This window comes from Nonomuraea sp. NPDC046570, assembly GCF_040645915.1.
Classification (GTDB): Bacteria; Actinomycetota; Actinomycetes; order Streptosporangiales; family Streptosporangiaceae; genus Nonomuraea.
Map to the genome: position 1 here is coordinate 147,277 of NZ_JBEYZF010000004.1, position 21,892 is coordinate 169,168.

Below are 21,892 nucleotides of genomic sequence, written 5' to 3' on the forward strand. Positions count from 1 at the left end.
ATTTCCGATCGTACTGTCCGGCTCAGGCGGGCACGGGGAAGTCCACGACGACCTGGCCGGTGCCCGTGGACCCGAAGTACGGGCACAGCAGCTCGCCCCTGCCCGCGTAGTCCGCCCAGCCCAGCAGGCCGAACAGCATCGCGGTGTCGGCCATCGCACCCTCACCCGTGCACCTGACGTTGTAGTCGGGCAGCATGGCCAGGAACTCCGCGATCCGGCCCTGCGCCCACATGTCCAGGACGGCGAGGTCCACCTTCTTGTTGATCTCGCTGCTCACCTCGTTGAGCAGCGTCTCGGCGATCTCGTTGGGCGGGAAGGCGTGCGACAGCGACCCGCTGGCCAGGAAGGCCACCTTGCGGTCGCTCCGCCGTACGGCACGCAGCAGCGCCTCCCCGATCCGGCGGTTCTCGTCGATCGTGGAGTAGATGTTGCAGCCGATCGGCAGCACCCGGATGCCGGAGTCCTGGTTCATGAAGTACATCGGCACCAGGGTGGCGTACTCCAGGCCCAGGTCGCGGTAGGTGTGCACGAGCGCCTTCTGCCCGCCCGCGACGATCTCCTGCCGGACCAGTTCGGCCAGCTCGGCGTCGCCCGCGTAGTCGTACTCCAGGTCGTGGATGAAGTGCGGCAGCTCGTGGCTGGCGTAGGAGGCCCGGTGCCGTTCCCTGCCGTTGAGGTGGAAGCCGATGCTGTTCATCCAGTGGGTGTCGGCGACCAGGAAGGTGTCGGCGCCGCGCTCGCGCGCCCGCCTGCCCACCTCGGTGAGCGCCTTCTCGGCGGGGCGGCGGATGCCGTGGTGCTTGCCGGGCTGGAGGGACAGCCAGATCGACGGCACATGCGTGATCTTGGCGGCCATCACGATCTCGCCCATCGCTTCCCTCCCTGGGGGTTCCGGCCACGTGCGGTAAATCATGTACGAATCCAAATATTTTTGTCTATAGCTCCAACGCGCCCCGATCCGTTATCCTCGACGATGTCATATATGATTTGGAAAGGATGACGGTGGTGCACCCGCTCGGCCTGGCCCCGGGGAAAATCGTCGCGGTCCATCTCAACTACCGCAGCCGAGCGGCCGAGCGTGGCCGCAGCCCGGCCGTGCCCTCCTACTTCCTCAAGCCGACCTCGTCGCTGTCCTGGACGGGACGCCCCGTGGTCCGTCCGGACCGCTGTGAGCTGCTCGCCTTCGAGGGCGAGATCGCCATCGTGATCGGCGCCGCCGCCCACCGGGTGCCCCCCGAACGGGCCCTGGAGCACGTGGCGGGGTACACGGCGGCCAACGACTTCGGCGTCTACGACTTCAAGCACGCCGACCTCGGCTCCAACCTTCGGGCCAAGGGGCAGGACGGCTTCACGCCGGTCGGCCCCGAGCTGCTGACCGGGGTGAAGCCGGCCGACCTGCGCCTGCGCACCTACGTCAACGGCGAGCTGGTGCAGCGGGGGGACACCGGGGAGCTGCTGTTCGGCTTCGACGTGCTGATCGCCGACCTGTCCCGGCTCATGACGCTGGACCCCGGCGACATCGTCCTCACCGGCACCCCGGCGGGCTCGACCGTGGTACGGCCCGGCGACGTGGTGGAGGTCGAGCTGGAGGGCGCGGGCCGCTTGCGCAACGAGATCGTCGCCGCCCGCACTCCCCTGCCGCCCTGGGGCGTCCAGCCCCACATCGACGCCGCCACCCGAACCGCCGCCTACGGCTCACCTCGCATATCGCAACAAACCACGAAAAATCCGGAAACCGACAGCTCGGGTACGACAGGGGCGGGCGTGACGGAGGTGGTCACGGCGGGCGCGGCGGGGGCGGGGGTGGCGGAGCCGTACAGGATGGATGTTGAGGTTGTGGCGGCGTTGAAGTCGGTGTCGACCGCGACGCTCTCCGCGCAGCTCCGCAAGCGCGGCATCGACCACCACTTCATCGAGGGCGTCCGCCCCACCCGTCCCGACCTGCGCATGGTCGGCGTGGCCAGGACGCTGCGCTACCTCCCCCTGCGCGAGGACGTCTTCGCCGAGCGCGGCGGCGGCATGAACGCGCAGAAGCGCACCGTGGAGGAGATCCGCCCCGGCGAGGTGCTGGTGATCGAGGCGCGCGGCGAGCACGGCGCGGGCACCCTCGGCGACATCCTGGCACTGCGCGCGCTGCGCAGGGGCGCGGCGGGTGTGGTCACCGACGGCGGCCTGCGCGACAGCCCGTCCTTCGCCGGACTCGACCTGCCCGCCTACTTCGCCGTCCCGCACGCGGCCGTGCTCGGCCGCCGTCACGTCCCGATGGACTCCCAGCTCCCGGTCGCCTGCGGCGGCGTGCTGGTGATGCCCGGCGACGTGCTGGCCGGCGACGCCGAGGGGGTGGTGGTGATCCCGCCCGCGCTGGCCGCCGAGGTCGCGCGGGACGCCGTCCGGCAGGAGGACGAGGAGCGCTTCATCTGCGAACGGGTCGGCGAGGGCGCCTCCGTGGACGGTCTGTACCCGATGAACCAGACCTGGCGGGCGGAGTACCAGCGGTGGCGGGCCACCCGGTGACGCCGCGCCCATCATCGCGTCAAGGAGGGATCACATGAAGTTCCGTTCGGATCCGGCGGCCGTCCGCGGGTCCATCGCCCCGGTGGTGACGCCGTTCACCGCCGAGGGGGCACTGGACCTGGACTCGCTGCGGGCGCTGGTGCGCTGGCAGCTCGACCAGGGCTCGCACGGCGTCTCCATCGGCGGCTCCACCGGCGAGCCGGGCGCCCAGTCGGCGCAGGAGAGGATCGCGGCGATGACCGCCGTGGCCGAGGTGACGGCCGACCGCGTGCCGTTCCTGCCGGGGACCGGTTCGGCGCGGTTGGAGGAGACCCTCCTGCTGACCGCCGAGGCCGACCGGCTGGGCGCCGACGCCGTCCTGGTCATCACCCCGTACTACGCGCGCCCCTCGCAGGAGGCGCTGTTCCGGTGGTACGCCACGATCGCTGCGGAGTTCCCCGCGCTGCCGATCGTCATCTACAACGTGCCGTCCCGGACGGCGGTGGACATCGCCCCCGACACGGTGGCCAGGCTGCGCCGCGCCCACGACAACATCGTGGGCATCAAGGAGACCACCAAGGACTTCGAGCACTTCTCGCAGGTGCTGTACCGCTGCGGGCGCGACTTCCTCATGTGGTCCGGGATCGAGTCGCTCTGCCTGCCGCTGCTGGCGATCGGCGGGGCGGGCTTCGTCAGCGCCGCCGCCAACCTGGCGCCGTCGGCCGTGGCGCGGATGTACACCACCTTCACCGAGGGTGACCGGGAGGGCGCGCTGGACCTGCACTACGCCCTGCACCCGCTGGTGGAGTTGCTGTTCGTGGAGCCCAACCCGGCTCCGGCCAAGTGGGTGCTGGAGCGGCGCGGGCTGATCTCGTCGGGGTGGGTACGGCCGCCGCTGATCCCGCCCACCGAGGCGGGGGTCGCCCGGATCACCGAGTTGCTGGCTTTGAGCGAGGACGTCACGCGATGAATCTTGAGCACTACATGGACGGGGCGCACGTCCCGAGCGTGTCCGGTGAGACGTTCACCGCGCTGGCGCCGGCGACCAACGAGCCGTACTTGACCGTGGCGGCCGGTGACGCCGCGGACGTGGCGGCCGCGGTGTCGGCGGCGCGCAAGGCTTTCACCGACGGGCCGTGGCCGCGGATGACGGGTGAGGAGCGGGCGGCCGTGCTGCGCGCGATCGCCGCGGCGATCGAGTCGCGGGACGACCTGCTGGCCACCCACGAGTGCCGGGACACCGGGCTGCCCATCACCCAGGCGAGGGGGCAGTCGCGGCGGGCCGCGCACAATTTCCGGTTTTTCGCCGACCTGATCACCACGCTCGGCGAGGACGTCTACCGGGTGGCCGGCTCGCAGCTCAACTACGTGGTGCGCAAGCCGATCGGGGTGGCCGGGCTGATCACGCCGTGGAACACCCCGTTCATGCTGGAGACGTGGAAGCTGGCGCCCGCGCTGGCGGCGGGCTGCCCGGTCGTGTTGAAGCCCGCGGAGTGGTCGCCGCTGTCGGCGAGCCTGCTGCCGGAGATCATGGAGGAGGCGGGGCTGCCGCCCGGCGTGTTCAACCTGGTGCACGGGATCGGCGAGGAGGCGGGCGCGGCGCTGGTGGCGCATCCCGACGTGCCGGTCATCTCCTTCACCGGGGAGACGGGAACCGGCCGGATCATCATGCGCTCGGCCGCGGACCACCTCAAGACGCTCTCCATGGAGCTGGGCGGCAAGTCGCCGCTGGTGGTCTTCGACGACGCCGACCTGGACCGGGCGCTGGACGCCGCGATCTTCGGGGTCTTCTCGCTGAACGGCGAGCGCTGCACGGCCAGCTCCCGGGTGCTCGTACAGGACACCGTCTACGACTCCTTCGTGGCGCGGCTGGCCCAGCGGGCGGCCAGGATCAGGGTGGGCTCCCCCGAGGACCCGGCGACCGAGCTGGGCGCGCTCATCCATCCCGACCACTACGACCGGGTGCTGGACTACGTCCGGGTCGGCGTCGAGGAGGGCGCCCGGCTGGCCGTCGGCGGCTCCCGCCCGGCGTCCCTGCCGCACGGCAACTTCCTGGAGGCCACCGTCTTCGCCGACGTGACGCCGGGCATGCGGATCTTCCAGGAGGAGATCTTCGGCCCGGTGGTGTGCGTCTCCCCGTTCTCCACCGAGACCGAGGCGGTGGAGCTCGCCAACGCCACCCGGTACGGCCTGGCCGCCTACCTGTGGACCGGCGACCTGCGCCGGGCGCACCGGATGGCCCAGGCGATCGAGGCCGGGATGGTCTGGATCAACTCGCAGAACGTCCGCGACCTGCGCACCCCCTTCGGCGGGGTGAAGGCCAGCGGCCTGGGCCGGGAGGGCGGCCGGCACAGCATCGAGGTGTTCACCGAGCCGCACGTGGTGCACGTGGCCACCGACGACCTGCCGATCCCCCGCTTCGGCCTGGTCTGACCCCGCCCGGCTCAGGGCGGGGACACCCGGGACATCACCCTGCGGCAGAAGGCGGCCACGTCGTACGGGTCGTCGGTGAACTGGGACGGCTTCACGCAGAAGGTGCCGAATCCCTGGGCCATCTGCTCGGGGATGGTGTCCAGCGCCCGGTCGAGGTCGGCCACCGCGTCGGGGCCGGGGAAGACGGCGCGGGTGCCGCCGACCATCTCCAGCTCGGCGGGATCCCGCCCGGCCTCCCGCATGGCGCGGGCGAGCGCGTCCAGCTCGGCGGGGGCGGGGCGGCCGAGGGGGTTGAAGCCGTGGCCGTACCTGACGATGCGGCGCAGCAGCGCCGGATGCAGCGTGGACCCGCCGAACCACAGCTCGGGACCACCCGGCCGGTACGGCTTGGGCTCCAGGTAGACGTCCCGGAACGGGTAGGCGGGCCCGTCGAAGCTCGCCGGGGTGTCCCGCCACAGCGTCTCCCAGGCGGCCAGGTGCTCGTCCAGCAGCCGCCCGCGCCGCTCGAACGGCACGCCGAGCGCGGCGTACTCGTCCCTGCTCCAGCTCACCGTCGGCAGCACGACGAGGCGGCCCTGGCTGAGCAGGTCCAGCGTGGCCAGGTCCTTGGCCAGCGGCAGCGGGTGGCGCAGCGGCGCGAGCACCGCCCCGGCCACCAGCCGCAGCCGGGTGGTGACCGCGGCGATCGCGCTCAGCAGCATCAGCGAGCTCGGCCAGGAGGTGGCGGGGTCCTGGTTGCCCGGCGCGGCGTACTCGCGGGGGTTGGCCATGAGGCCGAGGGTGCCCGCGTCGGGGCCGAGCACGACGTGCTCGCTGATCATGACGGAGTCGAAGCCGGCGTCCTCGGCCTCGCGCGACCAGCGCACCAGGGCGGCCAGGTCGCGGCCGGAGGTCATGGTCCAGTTCTCGCTGAGGATGAGCAGCATCCGGGGCGCGGCCATCAGCGGTGCTCCCAGTCGCCGCCGAGCGCGGTGGAGACGACCTCGGCCGAGGCGGTGGGCTGCGCGCCGAAGCCGTCGCGGATCGGCGCGGGCCCGGCGACGACGTGGTTGCGCAGCGTGCCGAGTCCCTCCACCTCCACCTCGACCACGTCGCCCGGTTCGACCGGGCGCGACCCGGCGGGGGTGCCGGACAGCAGCACGTCGCCGGGCCGCAGGGTGATGGTGCGGGCGATGTCGGCGACGAGGTAGTGCATGTCCCACGCCATCTCGCCGGTGTCGCCCTCCTGGGCCACCTGGCCGTTGACGAGGGTGCGGATGGTCTTGCCGCGGAAGTCCCAGCCGGTGACCAGGCCGGGGCCGAGCGGGCAGAGCGTGTCGGAGCCCTTCACCCGGAGCATCGACCCGGCGTCGGTGTCCCGGAAGTCGTGCAGGCCGAAGTCGTTGGCGATCGTGTACCCGGCGATGTGGCCGGCCGCCTCGTCCGGCGTGATGTCTCGCGCGGTGCGGCCGATGACGATGGCCACCTCGCCCTCGTAGTTGAGGTAGCGGCAGCGTTCCGGCCGCACCACTGCCCCGCCGTGGGCGTTCAGCGAGGAGATGGGCTTGTGGAAGTAGGTGGGGGCGGGCGGCAGCGTGGCCTTGAACTCGCGCACCCGGCTGCGGTGGTTCAGGTGCACGGCGATGATCTTGGTGGGTTCGCACGGGGGCAGGTGCACGGCCTGGTCGGCGGCGACGGTCCTGCCGTCCGGGCTGAGCAGCAGCTCGCCCTCCCGGCGGACCCGGGTAGCCGCGCCGTCCAGCAGGATCCTGCGGTGTTCGGTCATCAGCGGCTCCTTCGGAGGGTGGCGTGCGGGGCGGGGAATCCTTCGGCGGGCCGGTCGAACCAGAGCAGCGCCTGGCCGGTGCCGATCGAGTTCTCGTACTCGCCGTACTGCCGGGCCGGCGCGGTGCAGTCGCCCTCGCCGAGCGCCCCGGCCATCATCAAGTAGTGGGCGAAGCGCGCCTCGGGCTTGAAGCGCAGGAAGTCCGGCATGGTGTCGAGGACCCTGGCGTGGTCGCCCGCCTTGAACCAGCCGATGCGCTCCAGGTCGGCGGCGCGGGCCTGCGGCGTACGGAGGTGCCGGGGGTCGGAGGACTCGTGGGCGCGCAGCTCGCGCAGCGGCCAGAAGGTGTGCGAGAGCGCGCCCGAGGCGATCAGCAGCACCCTGCGGCCCGAGGCGCGCACCGCCTCGCCGAGCGCGCGGCCGAGCCGCAGGTGGTCCTCGGTGTCACCGGTCTGGCAGACGCCGATCGACAGCCACGGCTTGCCCGGCACCCCCAGATAGGTCCAGAGGTTGACGGTGGCGTAGTAGACGGGCAGGAAAGGGTCGTCGATCGCGGTGATCCAGGTGCCGTGCCGCCCGGCCCCCGCCGCGATGAGCCGCGCCAGCTCCGGATCCCCCGGCATGTCGTACGGCATGCGGCACATCCCCCGGGGCAGCTCCTCGGAGGTGTACAGCCCGGCCCGCCGCTGCTGCGCGGTGACGACGAACTCCACCGTGGTGGCCCAGTGCGAGTCCAGCACCACGACCGCGTCGTACTCGACGGTGTCGAAGACCTCCTCGCGCAGCCTCCTGAGCCCGGTGACGAGGGTGATCTCCCGGCCCTCGTTGAGCTCGCGGCGGGTGGCCTCGGGCAGCACGATGGTGGGCACATGGGCCAGCAGGCCCGCTCCGGCTATCTCGCCCATGGCGCGGTCACCGTGTTCTTGAGGTCGCAGAAGAAGTCGAAGCTCCAGTCGCCGCCCTCGCGGCCGACGCCCGAGTTCCGTGAACCGCCGAAGGGGGCGCGCAGGTCGCGGACGAAGAAGCAGTTGACCCAGACGGTCCCGGCCACCAGCCGGGCGGCGACCCGGCCGGCGCGTTCGGGCGAGCCGGTGACGAGGGTGGCGGCCAGGCCGTACCGGGTGGAGTTGGCCAGTTCGACGGCCTCCTCCTCGCCGCGGAAGGTCTGCAGGGTGAGGACGGGGCCGAAGACCTCCTCGCGGACGATCTCGCTGTCCGGGCGGACGCCGGTGAGCAGGGTGGGCCGGTAGTAGAGGCCGCCGAGGTCGCCGTTGGGCTCGCCGCCGAGGACGGCGGTGGCGCCCTCGGCACTGGCCCGGCGGACGAAGCCGTCGATCCGTTCCAGGTGGGCGCGGTGGATGTTGGGGCCGACGTCGGTGGCCGGGTCGCGCGGGTCGCCCTGGACGAGCGCGGCGGCCCTGGCCGTGAACCGGGCGGTGAACTCCCCGGCGAGCTCCTCCTCCACCAGCAGCCTGGTCCCGGCCAGGCAGACCTGCCCGGCGTTGTCGTACTGCTCCACCGCCAGGTCCACGGCCAGGTCCAGGTCGGCGTCGGCGAACACGAGCAGCGGCGACTTGCCGCCGAGTTCCAGCGACAGCGGCGTCAGGTTCAGCGCGGCCGCGGCGGCGATGGCGCGCGCGGTCGGGACGGAGCCGGTGAAGCTGATCCGCCGTACCCTCGGGTCGGCCACCAGGGCGGCCCCGGCCTCCTCGCCGAAGCCCTGCACGATGTTGAACACCCCGTTGGGCAGGCCCGCCTCGGCGGTGACGTCGGCCAGCAGCGAGGCGGTCAGCGGGGTCCACTCGGCCGGTTTGAGCACCACCGTGTCACCCGCCGCGAGCGCGGGGGCGATCTTCCAGGTGGCCAGCATGAGCGGGGCGTTCCAGGGGGTGATCAGCGCGCAGACGCCCGCCGGGTCCCAGCTCACGTGGTTGCGGTGGCCGCGCGTCTCGAAGTCGTCGTGGCCGAGGCCGAGCAGCCGGTCGGCGAAGAACCGGAAGTTGTGCGCGACCCTGGGCATGACGCCGCGCAGGTGGGAGCGGAGCAGCGCGCCGTTGTCCAGCGTCTCGGTCTCGGCCAGCTCGGTCAGCCGCCGTTCCACGCCGTCGGCGATCGCGTGCAGCAGCCGGGCCCGTTCCTCCCGGCTGGTGCGGGCCCAGGAGGGGAAGGCCTTGGCGGCGGCGTCCACGGCGGCGGCCACCTCGCCGGGCCCGCCTCTGGCGACCGTGGCGATCACCTTCTCGTCGATGGGCGAGAGGTCGTCGAAGGTGCGGGGCGAGGAGATCCGCTCGCCGCCGATCCAGTGCCCGCCGTCGACGGCGAGTGCAGCCATACCCGTCCTCCGAAAATCATTTGATACCAAACAAGTCACCGGGCGCCCGAGGTGCCCGACTCCAGCAGGGTGCCGCCGTTCCAGGACACGCCCACCTGGCGGTAGTAGCCGCCGATGACCTCCTCCACCTCCAGCGCGGCCAGCTCCTCGGTCGGCGCCTCGAACAGCTCGATGCGCGCCTCGCCCGCCCAGGCCCCGCCCCCCTCGAAGGTGGCGCCGGAGCTGGCGACCAGCTCGTCCAGGGCCAGGCCGCCGCCGGGCTCGATGGAGGGCAGCCAGCGGTGGTGGGCCATCGGGTGGGCGTTGACGAAGCCGTTGTGCTCGCTCGGTTCGCGCAGCCGTACCACGGCCTGGGCGAGGCGGCGGTCGGCGGCGGCCAGCGTCGCGCCGAACGTGCCGCCGGGCGCGAGGCGCGGGGCGGCGCGGCCGTAGGGGTGCGGGCGGGTCTGGTGGATGGAGCCGAGCTTCTTCGGATACCCCTGGTGTACGCCGCGGGCGACGGCGAAGTCCTTGTCCACCCAGATGTAGACGCAGCGGGAGTAGGTCCGCCCCCGGTAGGCGCAGCGCACCACCACGAAGCACTCCTTGTACTGGGCCCGTACCGGATCGAGCAGTTCCTCCCCGTCCTGCGCGCACGACTGCCAGTCGGCCCAGATCACCGCCACCGCCCCCGGGTCCTCCGGCGCCGGGTCCAGCGGTTCGGGCAGCAGTTCGGCCACCCTGTCCGGGTGGGTGCGGTACTCGACGGTCAGCAGGTCTCCCGAGTAGAACCACGGCGGGCCCGGCACCAGCGCGGAGCGGCCCGTGGCGGTCTTGGGTGGATAGAAGCCGCGCACTACGGCCACGTCGCCTCCTTCGGACGGTCCCTTGTTCGCCGTGCCCATTCAGCCATATTGTTTGGATCCAAACAAGTATGAGGTGGTGGTGACGTGGGCGAGCCGGTGGAGGGGATCGTCGAGCGCCTGGCCGGGCGGGGCGTCGACGTGGTCAGAGTCGGCTTCGCCGACCTCCTGGGCACCGAGCGCGGCAAGGACGTGCTGCTGGAGCGGCTGCCCGAGGTCGCCGCGAACGGCCTGTCGTTCTGCCGGGCCGTCTACTACACCTCGCCGGGCGGCGACACGGTCGACGTGCCCGGCGGGCTGGACCGGGGCCTGCCCGACATCAGCGTGCTGCCCGACCTGTCGACGCTGGCCGAGCTGCCGTGGGAGCCGGGGGTGGCGCACTGCCTGGGCGACGCCGTCGATCCGGCCACGGGCGAGCCGTTCGCCGAGTCGCCGCGCCAGGTGCTGGCCGCCGCCGTCGCCCGGCTGGGCGAGCTGGGGCTGAGCGCGGTGGTCGGCCCCGAGCTGGAGTACTTCCTGCTGGAGCCGGACGGGAACGGCTGGCGGCCGTACGACGACGAGGCGGGCAACGTCTACACGACCGGTCGCCGGGGTGACGCCGGGTCGCACCTGCTGCGCACCCTGCGGACGCTGCGCGATCTGGGCCTCGGCGTGACCATGGGCAACCACGAGTTCTCCGGCGGCCAGTTCGAGCTGAACCTGCGCCACTCGGCGGCGGGCGAGGCGGCCGACCGCGCCTTCCGGCTGAAGAGCTCGATCAAGGAGCTGGCCCGGGCGGACGGGCTGCGGGCCACGTTCATGGCCAAGCCGTTCAACGACGGCGGCGGCTCCGGTTTCCACGTGCACCTGTCCTGCCTGGACGGGGCCGGGCGCAACGCCTTCGAGGACGCGGCGGCGCCGTACGGGCTGTCCCCGGCCGCCCGGCACGCGACCGGCGGGGTGATCGCGCACGCGCCCGCGATGGCCGCGCTGCTCAACCCCACCGTCAACTCCTACAAGCGGTTCGGTCCCGGCACCGCCGCGCCGTGGCTGGCCGACTGGGGCCTGGACCACCGCGCCGCCATGCTCCGCGTCCCGCCCGAGCGCGGCCCGGCCACCCGCCTGGAGGTACGGCTGGGCGACGCCTCCGCCAACCCCTACCTGGGCATCGCCGCCGTGCTGGCCGCCGCCTGCCTGGGCATCCGCGACCGGATCGAACCGCCCGCCCCCTCAGCGGGCTACGGCTACGACGCCACCCGGTCGGCCCGGCTGCCGCTGTCGCTCGGCGCGGCACTGGACGCTTTCGAGGCCGACACCGGCCTGGCGGAGGTGCTGGGCAAGCAGTTCACCGCCGCCTACCTGGCCTACAAGCGGGCCGAGGTGGACCGATTCGCGGCCTACGTCACGGACTGGGAGTTCCGCGAGTACGCCTACCATCTCTAGCTCCGACGGGGCATATACCCAGCATGGACAGGACGCGGGCACGGCGGGCGGTGTGCCCGCGCCTCGTTTACATGGTTAGCTGGTAGGAAATAGAGGAATCTGGAGGTGGCGTCATGAAGCTGGCCGGCACCGGGCGCGGCGGGATCGTCAAGCCCACACCCGATCACCTGTTCACGCTGCACGAGGCCGGCGCCGAGACGCGCTGGGCGGCCATGGCCGGGCAGGGCTACCACACGCCCAACGACCGGTTCTTCGTGCGCGACCACACCTCCTCCCCCGTCATCGACGCCGCCACCTGGCGGCTGCGCCTGCACGGCCCCGGCCTGGAACGTTCCCTCTCGCTCACCCACGACGAGCTGCTCGCCCTGCCCTCGCGCACCATCGACGCCGCCCTGGAGTGCGCGGGCAACGGCCGCGCACTCTACGCCACCCAGCAGCACGAGCGCGCCCCCGGCGCCCAGTGGGGTCTCGGCGCGATCGGGGTGGCCCGCTGGCGCGGCGTGCCGCTGCGCGACCTGCTGGAACGCGCGGGCCTGCGGCCGGACGCCGTCGACGTGCTGGCCACCGGGCTCGACCCGGTCTACGTGCACGAGGGCCGGGATCTCGGCCACGTGCGCAGGCCGCTGCCGGTGGCCAAGGCGGTCGACGACGTCCTGGTGGCCTACGAGATGAACGACGAGCCACTGCCCCCCGACCACGGATTCCCCGCCCGGCTCATCGTGCCCGGCTGGGTGGGCATCGCCTCCATCAAATGGCTCGGCGAGATCGAGGTGGCCACCACGGCCCTGTCGACGCCGTGGAACACGATCTTCTACCCGGACGTCACCGAGATGCCGGTGAAGAGCGCCTTCGAGCTCGACTGGAACGCCACCCTCACGGCCGGCCGGCCGTACGTGCTGCGCGGCCGGTCCTGGTCGGGCCATGGCCGGATCGTCCGGGTCGAGGTGAGCGTGGACGGCGGCGCCACCTGGCGGCTCGCCGAGCACCACGGCGCGCACCTGGCCGGGGCCTGGCTGCCGTGGCACGTGCGCTGGACGCCCCTGCGGGAGGGGCCGCACCTGCTGCTGGCCAGGGCCACCGACGAGACCGGCGCGACCCAGCCGGACCGCGCCGAACGGCATCCGCACGGCTACCACTTCGACGCGGTCGTGCGCCATCCGGTCCTCGTTTCGGAGGGCCGGAGATAGGGAAGTGTCACTTCCGCCACCTGAGCTGCGCCGTGACGCCACAGGCCGCCGTCGCCGTACGGTATGACCCATTTCATCTGAAAGACTCTCGCGGAAACGTTCCGGTAACAGTCCGGCCGGATGATGGCCGGGTTGGCGAAAAGGAGGGCCGATGTCCCAGCTGACCGCACTCGACGCGCAGTTCCTCCATTTCGAGACCCCGACGACCGCCGCCCACCTGGCGGGCGTGGCCGTCCTGGACCCGAGCTGCGCTCCTTCCGGTGCGGTCACCCGCGAGTCGCTGGCCGCGCTGCTGCGCGCCAGGATGCACCTGTCGCCCGCGCTGAGCATGCGCCTGACCGAGGTCCCCTTCGGCCTCGACCACCCGTACTGGACGCCCGACCCGGACTTCGACCTCGGCCACCACCTGTTCGAGACCACCCTGCCCGCCCCCGGCGGCGACCGGCAGCTCGCCGACGAGGTGGCCAGGCTGCACGCGCGGCACCTCGACCGGGCCCGCCCGCTGTGGGAGATGCACCTGATCAAGGGGCTGTCCGGCGGCCGGGTGGCGGTCTACACCAAGGTGCACCACGCGGCGATCGACGGGGTGTCCGGCGCGGAGACACTGGCCACGCTGCTCGACCTGTCGCCCGAGCCGCGCGCGGTGGAGCCGCCCGCCCCCGCGACCGAGGAGGCGCCCGGACTGACGGCCATGCTGGCCGGCGCCGCCGTGCACACCGCGACGCACCCCGCGCGGGCGCTGCGCTCACTGGCCAGGATGGCCTGCGACCTGGACGCCATCCCGCTCGTCTCCGCGCTGCCCGGCTCCCGCCTGATCGCGGATGCGGCCCGCCGCGCCACGGGCGACCGCAGACCCAGATCCGAGCTGCCGTCGCTGACCGCCCCGCACACGCCGATGGACGGCCCCATCACCGCCGAACGCCGTCTCGCCTACGGCTCGGTGCCGCTCAAGGACGTCAAGCAGGTCGCCAGGGCGAACGGCCTCAGCGTCAACGACGTGGTCATGGCGCTCTGCGCCTCCGCCCTCCGGGCCTGGCTCGACGAGCGCGGCGCACTGCCCGACCGGCCGCTGATCGCCGCGGTCCCGGTCGCCGTCCGCACGCCCGGCTCCCACGATCGGGTGGGCAACCGGCTCTCCGCGATGATCACGCCGCTCGCCACCGACGTGGCCGATCCCGCCGAGCGGCTGCGCGCGGTGGGCGCGGCGATGCACGCGGCCAAGCGCCGGTTCGCGACGGCTCCGGCGAGCTGGCTGCACGAGCTGTGCTCGGTTCTGCCCGCCCCGCTGACCGCGCTGGCCACCCCCGCCGTCTTCCGGCTGGCCTCACTCGCCTTCCCGCCGGTCAACCTGATCGTCAGCAACGTGCCCGGACCGCAGTTCCCGCTGTACCTGGGCGGGGGCCGGGTGCTGTCGTACTATCCCGTCTCCGTGCTGAGCGACATCACCGGCGGGGTGAACATCACCTGCTTCTCCTACGACGGTGCCCTCGACTTCGGCGTGCTCACCTGCCCCGACTTGGTCGGCGACGGGTGGGACCTGATGGGCCACCTGCACGCGGCGATGGACGAACTGCTGCGCCTGCCCACGCCGGCGGCGCCCGGCCCGAAGACCACCAGGCCGGACGCGCAGGTCGTGGCGTCCCGCTGAGGTCAGGCCAGGGAGTGCGCGATCAGCTCGGCGACCGCGTCGGGGTCGATCTGGTGGCCGGTGAGCTGGCAGAGGTTCTCCTGGTAGAGCAGCACCGCGGCGAACGTGGACGCGGCCACCTCCAGCCGGGCCGCGTCGCCCCGCGCGCCGGGCAGCGCCAGCTCCAGCGCGAACCGGGCCCGCCCGATCAGCTCGCCGTTGAGCCGCTTGAGCCGCTCGCGCACCGAGCCGTGCGTGTCCGCCTCCCGGAACAGGATGCGCCGCATCGCCGGTGAGGCCCGCAGCGGCAGCCGCCTGGCCAGCCGCGACAGCGTCCCGGCCGGATCGCCGGGCAGCGCGTCGACCTCCCCGCTCTCCTCCACCAGGGTCCGCTCGTCCACCAGGGCGACGAGCACGTCGATCTTGCGCGGGAAGTAGTGGAACAGCAGGCCCTTGGGCACCTGGGCGAGCTTGGCGATGACGGCGGTCGGGGTCGCGGCATAGCCGCCGAACGCGAACAGCTCCTCGGCCGCGTTCAGGATGCGCGTACGCGAGTCGGGGTCTGGCACAGCCGAACGATAGCCGCCACCACCCGGGGGTGGCCATGCCGGAAAGGGCAGGTCATCGTGTAGCATGAGACATTGCTGTCGCAAATGAAACGGGGATGTAGCATGTCGCGGGGCCGGGAGCAGATCATCGGCGCGGCCATCCACCACCTGAACCAGCACCCCACCGCGTCCATGGCACAGCTCGCCGAAGCCGCCGGGGTCAGCAGGGCCACCCTGCACCGGCACTTCACCAGCCGCGAGGACCTGGTGATCGCGCTCGGCCGCCGGGCGCTGGAGCGGTGGGCGGAGGTCCAGGAGGCCGTCGGCCTGACCGAGGCCACCGCGTCCGCCGACCCGGCGCGCATCGCCGCCACCCTGCGCGAGATGCTCACCGGGCTCGTGGACACGGCCGACGAGCACGGCTTCGCGCTGACCGACCACGCCATGGCCGTCCACCCCGAGCTGCTGCGCCGCTCGGACGAGCTGGAGGAGCGCGAGGTCGCGTTCTTCGAGGCGGCCCAGCGCGCCGGGGTGCTGCGCGCCGACCAGCCCGCCCGGTGGGTGAGCAACACGGTGTACGGCCTGCTGATCGCCGTACGGGAGAGCCTGCGCAGCGGCGACGTCGCCCGCCGCGACGTCCCCCGCCTCCTCGCCGACACCTTCCTCCACGGCACCACCCCCCAAGACACCCCATAACCTCCGCCGCGGGCCTCCCCCCACGGGACGCCCTGCCTGGCGATCACCGCGCCTCTCGCCGAACCCGGTGGGCAGGGCGCACGACGACTTCACACCATGAGGAACCCATGACACTCGCCCCCGCCTCAGGCACCGCCCTCCAGCCGCATCCCCGGCGCTGGGCGGGGCTGGCCGTCCTGTCGGCGAGCCTGCTGCTCGTCGTCATGGACGTCACCGTGCTCAACGTGGCGCTTCCGGCCATCTCCGCCGACCTGCACCCGACCGCCGTCTCGCTGCTGTGGATGGTCGACGTCTACTCGCTGGTGGTCGCGGGGCTGCTGGTCGCGCTCAGCGCGCTGAGCGACCGGTGGGGCCGCAAGAAGATGCTGATCGCCGGCTTCGCCGTGTTCGGCCTGGCCTCGACGGCCGTGCTGTGGGCCGACAGCCCCGGCGAGGTGATCGCGGTACGGGCGCTGCTCGGCGTCGGCGGCGCGATGATCATGCCGTCCACGCTGTCGATGATCCGCACGCTGTTCTCCGACGCCAGGGAGCGGGCCACCGCCCTGGGCGTCTGGGCGGCGATGGCCGCGGTCGGCGGCGCGCTCGGCCCCATCCTGGGCGGCCTGCTGCTGGAGCACTTCACCTGGCACGCCGCGTTCCTGGTGAACGTCCCGGTGATGGCCGCGGCGGGCATCGCCGCGATCTTCCTGCTGCCCGAGTCCCGCAACCCGAACCCGGGCCGCTGGGACGTGGTCGCCACGCTGCTGTCGATCACCGGCATGGTCGCCCTCGTCTACGCCATCAAGCAGATCGGCAAGCACGGCCTCGGCGACCCCGTCGCCCTGGCCGCCGTCCTGGTCGCGGCGGTCACCCTCGTCTGGTTCGTGCTGCGCTGCCTGCGGCGGCCCGACCCGCTGCTGGAGATCAGGCTGCTGCGCAGCCCGTCCTTCAGCGCGGGCACCATCGCGGCGCTGACCACCGAGACCGCGATGGCCGGGATGATGCTGCTGATGGCGCAGTGGATGCAGCTCGTCCAGGGCTACTCGCCGCTGGAGACGGGGCTGCGCCTGCTGCCCACCGCGGTCGGCGCGTTCGTCGTCTCGCCGCTCGCCCCGGCGCTCGCCGAGCGGATCGGCGCCCGTACGGTGCTGGCCGGCGGCCTGGTCGTGTCGGGGCTGGGCCTGCTGATGCTGTTCGTCGCGCCCGCCCCGCTCGGCTACCCGCCGGTCGCGGTGGCGCTGCTGCTGGTCGGCGTGGGCATGGGCTCGCTGGCCATCGCCTCGGCCGTGATCATGGCGGGGGCGCCCGCGGAGAAGGCGGGCAGCGCGGCGGCCATCGAGGAGACGAGCTACCAGATCGGCGGTGCGCTGGGCGTGGCCGTGCTCGGCACCGTCGCGGGCGCCGTCTACCGGGCCGACCTGCCGGTGTCCCGGCTGACCGGCGAGGGCCTGAGCGGCGAGGCCACCGAGGCGGTCCGCGAGTCCATCGGCGGCGCGCTCGACGTGGCCAAGGAGGCGGGCGCCGCGGGCGCCGAGCTGGCCAGGCAGGCGCAGGCGGCCTTCAGCGACTCCCTGGCGATCACCGGCGCGGCGGGCGCGGGCCTGATGCTGCTCGCCGCCGTCGTGGTGTGGTGGATCACCCCGCGCGACCTGGACCTGTCGCAGGGCCACCACTGAAGGCCACCGGCGAGAGGGCCCGGCCGGAGCCGGGCCCTCAGGTGGTCAGTGCTCGCTGGCCTTCTCGGCGCCCACGCCGGTCAGGGAGCGGACCTCGATCTCGGCGTACTTGGCCGCGTTGTACTCCTTGCTGAGCCTCGTGCCGATCCAGCCGGCCAGGAAGCCGAGCGGGATCGAGATGATGCCGGGGTTGCTCAGCGGGAACCAGGAGAAGTCCACGTCCTTCAGCAGCGACGTCTTCGCCCCCGACACCACCGGCGAGAAGACCACCAGCAGCAGGGCGGAGACCAGGCCGCCGTAGATGGCCGACACGGCGCCCGCCGTGTTGAACCTCTTCCAGAACAGGCTGTAGAGGATCGCCGGCAGGTTGCCCGAGGCGGCCACCGCGAAGGCGAGCGCCACCAGGAAGGCGACGTTCTGCTTCTGGGCCAGGATGCCGAGCACGATCGCGACGGCGCCGATGACGAACGCGGAGATCCTGGCCACCAGCACCTCCTCGCGCTCGGTGACGTTGCCCCGCTTGAACACGTGGGCGTACAGGTCGTGCGAGAAGCTGGAGGAGGAGGCCAGCGTCAGACCGGCGACCACGGCGAGGATGGTGGCGAAGGCGACCGCGCCGATCAGCGCCAGCAGGATGGTGCCGCCGACCGAGCCGAAGAAGCTCTCACCGATCGCCTGGGCCAGCAGCGGCGCCGCGGTGTTGCCCGCCGGGTCCGCCGCCGCGATCTTCGCGCTGCCGACCAGGGCCGCCGCGCCGAAGCCGAGGACCAGAGTGAGCAGGTAGAAGATGCCGATGATGCCGATGCCCCAGAGCACCGACTTGCGGGCGTCCTTGGCGGTCGGGACCGTGTAGAAGCGGATGAGGATGTGCGGCAGGCCCGCCGTGCCCAGGACCAGGGCCAGGCCCAGGCTGATCAGGTCGATCTTGCCGGCCAGGCCCTGCGCCTCGGTGCCGTACTTCAGGCCGGGGATGAGGAACTGCTTGGGCTTGCCGCTCTGTGCGGCCGCCTCGCCCAGCAGGGCCGACAGGTTGAAACCGAACTTGCCGAGCACCAGCAGGGTGATCAGCGCGGCGCCCGTCATCAGCAGGACGGCCTTGACGATCTGCACCCAGGTGGTGCCCTTCATGCCGCCGACGACCACGTAGACGATCATCAGCACGCCGACGCCGATGATCGTCCACATCTTGCCCGCGTCGGAGGTGATGCCGAGCAGCAGACCGACCAGGGCGCCCGCGCCGACCATCTGGGCGAGCAGGTAGAAGATGCTGACCACGATCGTGGACACGCCGGCCGCGGTGCGGACGGGCCGCGGGCTCATCCGGAAGGCCAGCACGTCGGCCATGGTGAACTTGCCCGAGTTGCGCATCAGCTCGGCGACCAGCAGGAGGGCGACGAGCCAGGCGACCAGGAACCCGATCGAGTACAGGAAGCCGTCGTAGCCGGACAGCGCGATGATGCCGGCGATGCCGAGGAAGGAGGCGGCCGACATGTAGTCACCGCCGATGGCCAGGCCGTTCTGCACGCCGCTGAAGGAGCGCCCGCCCGCGTAGTAGTCGGCGGCGGTCTTGGTCTGCCTGCTGGCCCACACGGTGATGCCCAGCGTGAGGGCGACGAAGAGCAGGAAGAGGATCGTGGAGAGAAGCTCTGACTTCACTGCGTCTTCTCCTCGACCTCATGACGGAGCTTGTCGGCGATGGGGTCGATCCTCTTCTCGGCGTGCCGGGAGTAGGCCCAGGCGATCCAGAACGTGGACACGAACTGGAGCAGCCCGAAGACCAGCGCGACGTTGATGTTGCCCAGGATCTTGGCGCCCATGAAGTCTCGCGCCCAGCCGGACATCACCACGTACAGCAGGTACCACGCCAGGAACGCCACCGTCATCGGGAACGTCCACGCCCTGAACCGCCGCTTCAGCTCCTGGAACTCGCTGCTGGCCTGAACCTCTTCGTATACGGATGTGTCATGTTCTTTGGTGGTCACGAGACCTCCACGGGATGTGATGCGGATCACGCACAAGGTAAGAGCGCAAGCTACCCGCCGTGGAGGGGGCGAGTCCGGTTCTTCGGTGAGCCGCCTCGGCGTGGCGTTCAGTTGGGTACGGCATGCGGTGAAAGGTCCGTTCAGCGCGACGAGTGGTCGCCTCACATCGAACGCGGCCGCCAATCGCCCCTGTCCAGGTTGAGGATCTCCGGCGTGTGCAACCGGACCATCGTCCTGGCCACCCCCACCGGAATCGCCTGCGGCGTGAGCAGCGAGACCACGATCATGACGGTGAACGCCACCGGCACCGTCCACGCCGCCGGCTGCGCCAGCAGCGCGTTCAGCACCCCGTCGTACGGCCCGCCGATGATCGTCGCCAGCACCGCCGCGCTGGCCAGCCCGCCCCCGGTGAACAGCCCGGCCAGCGCCCCCGCCGAGGTGAGCCTGCGCCACCAGATGCCGAGGACGAGCAGCGGGCAGAACGACGAGGCGGCCACCGCGAACGCCAGCCCGACCACGTCGGCCACCGGCAGCGCGCGGGCCCACAGCGCGAGCACCAGCGGCACGCTCACCGCCGCCAGCGTCGCCCACCGGAACGACCGCACCCCGCCGCCCAGCAGATCCTGCGCGATCACCCCCGCCACCGAGACGGTCAGCCCCGACGACGTGGACAGGAACGCCGCGAACGCCCCCGCGGTCACCAGCGCGGTGAGCACGTCGCCGAACGGCCCGTCGACCAGCCGCCCGGGAAGCGCCAGCACCACGGTGTCGGTGCGGGCCAGGTCCGGCGCGTAGATCCGGCCCAGCCAGCCGTAGATCGCGGGCAGCAGGTAGAAGGCGCCGAGCAGGGTGAGCACCACCAGCGTGGTACGGCGCGCGGCCCGCCCGTCGGGGTTGGTGTAGAAGCGCACCAGCACGTGCGGCAGGCCCATGGTGCCGAGGAAGGTGGCCAGGATCAGCGAGTAGGTGGAGTAGAGGCCGTACTCCCGGCCGTTGGCCAGCGGGAGCTGCCAGGTGGCCGCGTCGTGCGCGGACAGCGCGGGCGCGCCGTCCGCCTTCCACGCCATCAGCAGGAACACCACCGGCAGGGCCAGCGCGGTGAGCTTGAGCCAGTACTGGAAGGCCTGGACGAAGGTGATCGAGCGCATGCCGCCGGACAGCACGTTCACCGCGACGACGGCGGCGACCAGCGCCCCGCCGACCCAGCCGGGCGCGCCGGTGACCTCGCGCAGGACCAGGCCCGCGCTCTGGAACTGCGGCATCAGGTACAGCCAGCCGATCAGCACGACGAGCACGCTCGCGGTGCGCCGGACCGCCATCGACTCCAGGCGCGCCTCGGCGAAGTCCGGCAGCGTGTAGGCGCCCGAACGCCGGAGCGGGGCCGAGACGAGCACCAGCAGCACCAGGTAGCCGCCGGTCCAGCCGACCGGCAGCCACAGCATGTCGGCGCCGAACGTCATGATCAGCCCGGCGATGCCCAGGAACGACGCGGCCGACAGGTACTCGCCGCCGATCGCCGAGGCGTTCCACAGCGGGGTGACCGTGCGCGAGGCGACGTAGAAGTCGGAGGTGGTGCGCGACAGGCGCAGGCCGAACGCGCCGATCAGCACGGCCGCGAGCATGACCACGACGATGGCGGCCAGCGTCATTGGCGTTCGACCAGGTCGGCGAAGTGGCGCTCGTTGCGTTCGGCCTGCCGGACGTAGAGCCAGGCGCCGACGACGAAGGCGGGGTAGATCAGGCCCGCGAGCACCGCCCACGGCAGCGGCACGCCGAGCAGGTCGATCTCGCGCAGTTCGGGGATGAGCAGGAACATCAGCGGCAGGCCGAGCACCACGCAGAACATCACCGTGCAGACGAACATGGCCAGCCGGAACTGGGTGCGCACCAGCGAGCGCATGTACAGCTCGCCGAGGTGGGTCTGCTCGTCGATCTCGCGGGTGGCCGGGTAGCGGGGGCGGCGGGCGGCGGCCGTCCGCGGGCTGGTGACCGTCACCCGGCGCGGCTGGTCGGCGCGGACCAGCGGCAGCCTGCGGCCCGGCCGGGGTTCGGCGCTCATTCGGGCCGCCCCCGCCTGGCCCTGCGCACCAGCAGGTCGCGCAGTTCCCGGGTGTGGCGGCGGCTGACCGGGATCTCGGTGTCGCCCACCCGGACCGTGCAGCGTCCCGAGTCGATGTGCAGCTCGTCGATGTGCCTGACGGCGACCAGGTGGCTGCGGTGCACGCGGACGAACCCCGACGACGACCAGCGCTCCTCCAGCGTGGCCAGCGGGATGCGGACCAGGTGGCTGCCGCCCGCGGTGTGCAGGCGGGCGTAGTCGCCCTGCGCCTCCACGTAGATGACGTCGGCGGTGGAGACGAACCTGGTCACCCCGCCGAGCTCCACCGGGATCGTGTCGCCCTCCCCCGGGTCCACCGGCACGTCCGCCGAGACGCAGACCCGCCGGATCGCCTCGGCCAGGCGTTCGGGGCGTACCGGCTTGAGCAGGTAGTCCTCGGCCTTGATCTCGAAGGCGTCGACCGCGTGCTCCTCGTAGGCGGTGACGAACACCACCCGCGGCGGGTTGGCGAACTGCGACAGCAGCCGGCCCAGCACCACGCCGTCGAGCCCGCGCATCCTGATGTCCAGGAAGACCGCGTCGATCGGCCTGCCCTCGGCGATGCCCCGGTCCAGCAGGCGCAGCGCGGCGGCGCCGTCCCGCGCGGTGGCCACCTCGGCGATCCGCGGGTCGGCGCGCAGCAGGTACGACAGATCCTCCAACGCTGGGAGCTCGTCGTCCACCGCCAGGACACGCAGACCGGTCACTCGTCCTCCTTCGTACGAGAGTGATGAAACAGACAAGAGGCGTCAAGGCCATCACGACCGGGTCACAGCTCCGCGTTGGCGGATTCGGGCTCGCCCGGCCCGCTC

20 protein-coding genes are annotated in these 21,892 nt (G+C 72.3%); 8 read left to right on the top strand and 12 right to left on the bottom strand.

Annotated features, from left to right (window positions below):
- Positions 1-22: 22 nt before the first annotated feature.
- Positions 23-871: a 3,4-dihydroxyphenylacetate 2,3-dioxygenase gene (hpaD, locus tag ABZ911_RS08995; protein ID WP_358053559.1), complete on the bottom strand. Its 849-nt coding sequence runs from the start codon at positions 869-871 to the stop codon at positions 23-25.
- 125 nt (positions 872-996) lie between these two features.
- On the opposite strand from hpaD, the gene ABZ911_RS09000 reads away from it, so the two are divergent.
- The 3 genes from ABZ911_RS09000 to hpaE are packed head-to-tail and all read left to right on the top strand — an operon-like array spanning position 997 to position 4,926.
- Positions 997-2,514, top strand: coding sequence for a fumarylacetoacetate hydrolase family protein (locus ABZ911_RS09000; protein ID WP_358053561.1), 1,518 nt, complete (start codon positions 997-999; stop codon positions 2,512-2,514).
- Positions 2,515-2,548: 34 nt separating this feature from the next.
- On the top strand, positions 2,549-3,463 hold the full coding sequence (gene dapA / locus ABZ911_RS09005) for a 4-hydroxy-tetrahydrodipicolinate synthase (protein WP_358053563.1): 915 nt from the start codon (positions 2,549-2,551) through the stop codon (positions 3,461-3,463).
- Entirely contained in the window at positions 3,460-4,926 is a 1,467-nt protein-coding gene (gene hpaE / locus ABZ911_RS09010) for a 5-carboxymethyl-2-hydroxymuconate semialdehyde dehydrogenase (protein WP_358053565.1), read from the top strand. The genes dapA and hpaE overlap by 4 nt, the downstream gene beginning before the upstream one ends.
- 11 nt (positions 4,927-4,937) lie before the next feature.
- Here the strand turns inward: hpaE and ABZ911_RS09015 are convergent, their stop codons facing one another.
- From ABZ911_RS09015 to ABZ911_RS09035, 5 genes are read right to left on the bottom strand one after another with little or no spacing between them, the layout of a single operon-like run.
- Positions 4,938-5,867: a TIGR03619 family F420-dependent LLM class oxidoreductase gene (locus ABZ911_RS09015; protein ID WP_358053568.1), complete on the bottom strand. Its 930-nt coding sequence runs from the start codon at positions 5,865-5,867 to the stop codon at positions 4,938-4,940.
- Complete coding sequence (locus ABZ911_RS09020; RefSeq protein WP_358053570.1) at positions 5,867-6,691, bottom strand: fumarylacetoacetate hydrolase family protein; 825 nt, start codon at positions 6,689-6,691, stop codon at positions 5,867-5,869. Before ABZ911_RS09020 ends, ABZ911_RS09015 begins: the two co-directional genes overlap by 1 nt.
- Positions 6,691-7,596 carry a 3,4-dihydroxyphenylacetate 2,3-dioxygenase gene (locus ABZ911_RS09025; RefSeq protein ID WP_358053572.1) on the bottom strand — a complete coding sequence of 302 codons (906 nt, stop codon included), beginning with the start codon at positions 7,594-7,596 and terminating at the stop codon, positions 6,691-6,693. Before ABZ911_RS09025 ends, ABZ911_RS09020 begins: the two co-directional genes overlap by 1 nt.
- Complete coding sequence (locus tag ABZ911_RS09030; RefSeq protein WP_358053574.1) at positions 7,584-9,023, bottom strand: aldehyde dehydrogenase; 1,440 nt, start codon at positions 9,021-9,023, stop codon at positions 7,584-7,586. Before ABZ911_RS09030 ends, ABZ911_RS09025 begins: the two co-directional genes overlap by 13 nt.
- 35 nt (positions 9,024-9,058) lie before the next feature.
- Positions 9,059-9,868, bottom strand: coding sequence for an acetoacetate decarboxylase family protein (locus ABZ911_RS09035; protein WP_358053576.1), 810 nt, complete (start codon positions 9,866-9,868; stop codon positions 9,059-9,061).
- A gap of 84 nt (positions 9,869-9,952) precedes the next feature.
- Between ABZ911_RS09035 and ABZ911_RS09040 the strand changes: the two genes are divergently transcribed.
- The 3 genes from ABZ911_RS09040 to ABZ911_RS09050 all read left to right on the top strand — a co-directional run bounded on the left by ABZ911_RS09040 (position 9,953) and on the right by ABZ911_RS09050 (position 14,122).
- Entirely contained in the window at positions 9,953-11,287 is a 1,335-nt protein-coding gene (locus ABZ911_RS09040) for a glutamine synthetase family protein (protein ID WP_358053578.1), read from the top strand.
- Between the two features lie 113 nt (positions 11,288-11,400).
- Positions 11,401-12,474: a sulfite oxidase gene (locus ABZ911_RS09045; protein ID WP_358053580.1), complete on the top strand. Its 1,074-nt coding sequence runs from the start codon at positions 11,401-11,403 to the stop codon at positions 12,472-12,474.
- A gap of 151 nt (positions 12,475-12,625) precedes the next feature.
- Positions 12,626-14,122, top strand: coding sequence for a wax ester/triacylglycerol synthase family O-acyltransferase (locus ABZ911_RS09050; RefSeq protein ID WP_358053582.1), 1,497 nt, complete (start codon positions 12,626-12,628; stop codon positions 14,120-14,122).
- Positions 14,123-14,124: 2 nt separating this feature from the next.
- Here ABZ911_RS09050 and ABZ911_RS09055 read toward each other — a convergent pair whose 3' ends face one another.
- Positions 14,125-14,670, bottom strand: coding sequence for a TetR/AcrR family transcriptional regulator (locus ABZ911_RS09055; protein WP_358053584.1), 546 nt, complete (start codon positions 14,668-14,670; stop codon positions 14,125-14,127).
- A 102-nt stretch (positions 14,671-14,772) separates the two neighbouring features.
- Here ABZ911_RS09055 and ABZ911_RS09060 point away from each other — a divergent pair, with 102 nt between their 5' ends.
- Both ABZ911_RS09060 and ABZ911_RS09065 read left to right on the top strand, forming a co-directional pair.
- Positions 14,773-15,345 (top strand): TetR/AcrR family transcriptional regulator, encoded by a 573-nt coding sequence (locus ABZ911_RS09060; protein ID WP_358053586.1) that lies wholly within the window; start codon positions 14,773-14,775, stop codon positions 15,343-15,345.
- A gap of 107 nt (positions 15,346-15,452) precedes the next feature.
- Positions 15,453-17,000, top strand: coding sequence for an MFS transporter (locus ABZ911_RS09065; RefSeq protein ID WP_358053588.1), 1,548 nt, complete (start codon positions 15,453-15,455; stop codon positions 16,998-17,000).
- A gap of 45 nt (positions 17,001-17,045) precedes the next feature.
- On the opposite strand, the gene ABZ911_RS09070 is transcribed toward ABZ911_RS09065, so the two are convergent.
- The 5 genes from ABZ911_RS09070 to ABZ911_RS09090 form a co-directional block, all read right to left on the bottom strand.
- Positions 17,046-18,656, bottom strand: a complete 1,611-nt coding sequence (locus ABZ911_RS09070; RefSeq protein WP_358053589.1) for a cation acetate symporter — start codon at positions 18,654-18,656, stop codon at positions 17,046-17,048.
- Positions 18,653-18,982 (bottom strand): DUF485 domain-containing protein, encoded by a 330-nt coding sequence (locus tag ABZ911_RS09075; protein ID WP_358053591.1) that lies wholly within the window; start codon positions 18,980-18,982, stop codon positions 18,653-18,655. The genes ABZ911_RS09070 and ABZ911_RS09075 overlap by 4 nt, the downstream gene beginning before the upstream one ends.
- Before the next feature lie 161 nt (positions 18,983-19,143).
- Positions 19,144-20,631, bottom strand: coding sequence for a cation acetate symporter (locus ABZ911_RS09080; protein WP_358053594.1), 1,488 nt, complete (start codon positions 20,629-20,631; stop codon positions 19,144-19,146).
- Positions 20,628-21,041, bottom strand: a complete 414-nt coding sequence (locus tag ABZ911_RS09085; RefSeq protein ID WP_358053596.1) for a hypothetical protein — start codon at positions 21,039-21,041, stop codon at positions 20,628-20,630. Before ABZ911_RS09085 ends, ABZ911_RS09080 begins: the two co-directional genes overlap by 4 nt.
- On the bottom strand, positions 21,038-21,787 hold the full coding sequence (locus ABZ911_RS09090; RefSeq protein ID WP_358053599.1) for a LytTR family DNA-binding domain-containing protein: 750 nt from the start codon (positions 21,785-21,787) through the stop codon (positions 21,038-21,040). The genes ABZ911_RS09085 and ABZ911_RS09090 overlap by 4 nt, the downstream gene beginning before the upstream one ends.
- Between the last annotated feature and the right edge of the window lie 105 nt (positions 21,788-21,892).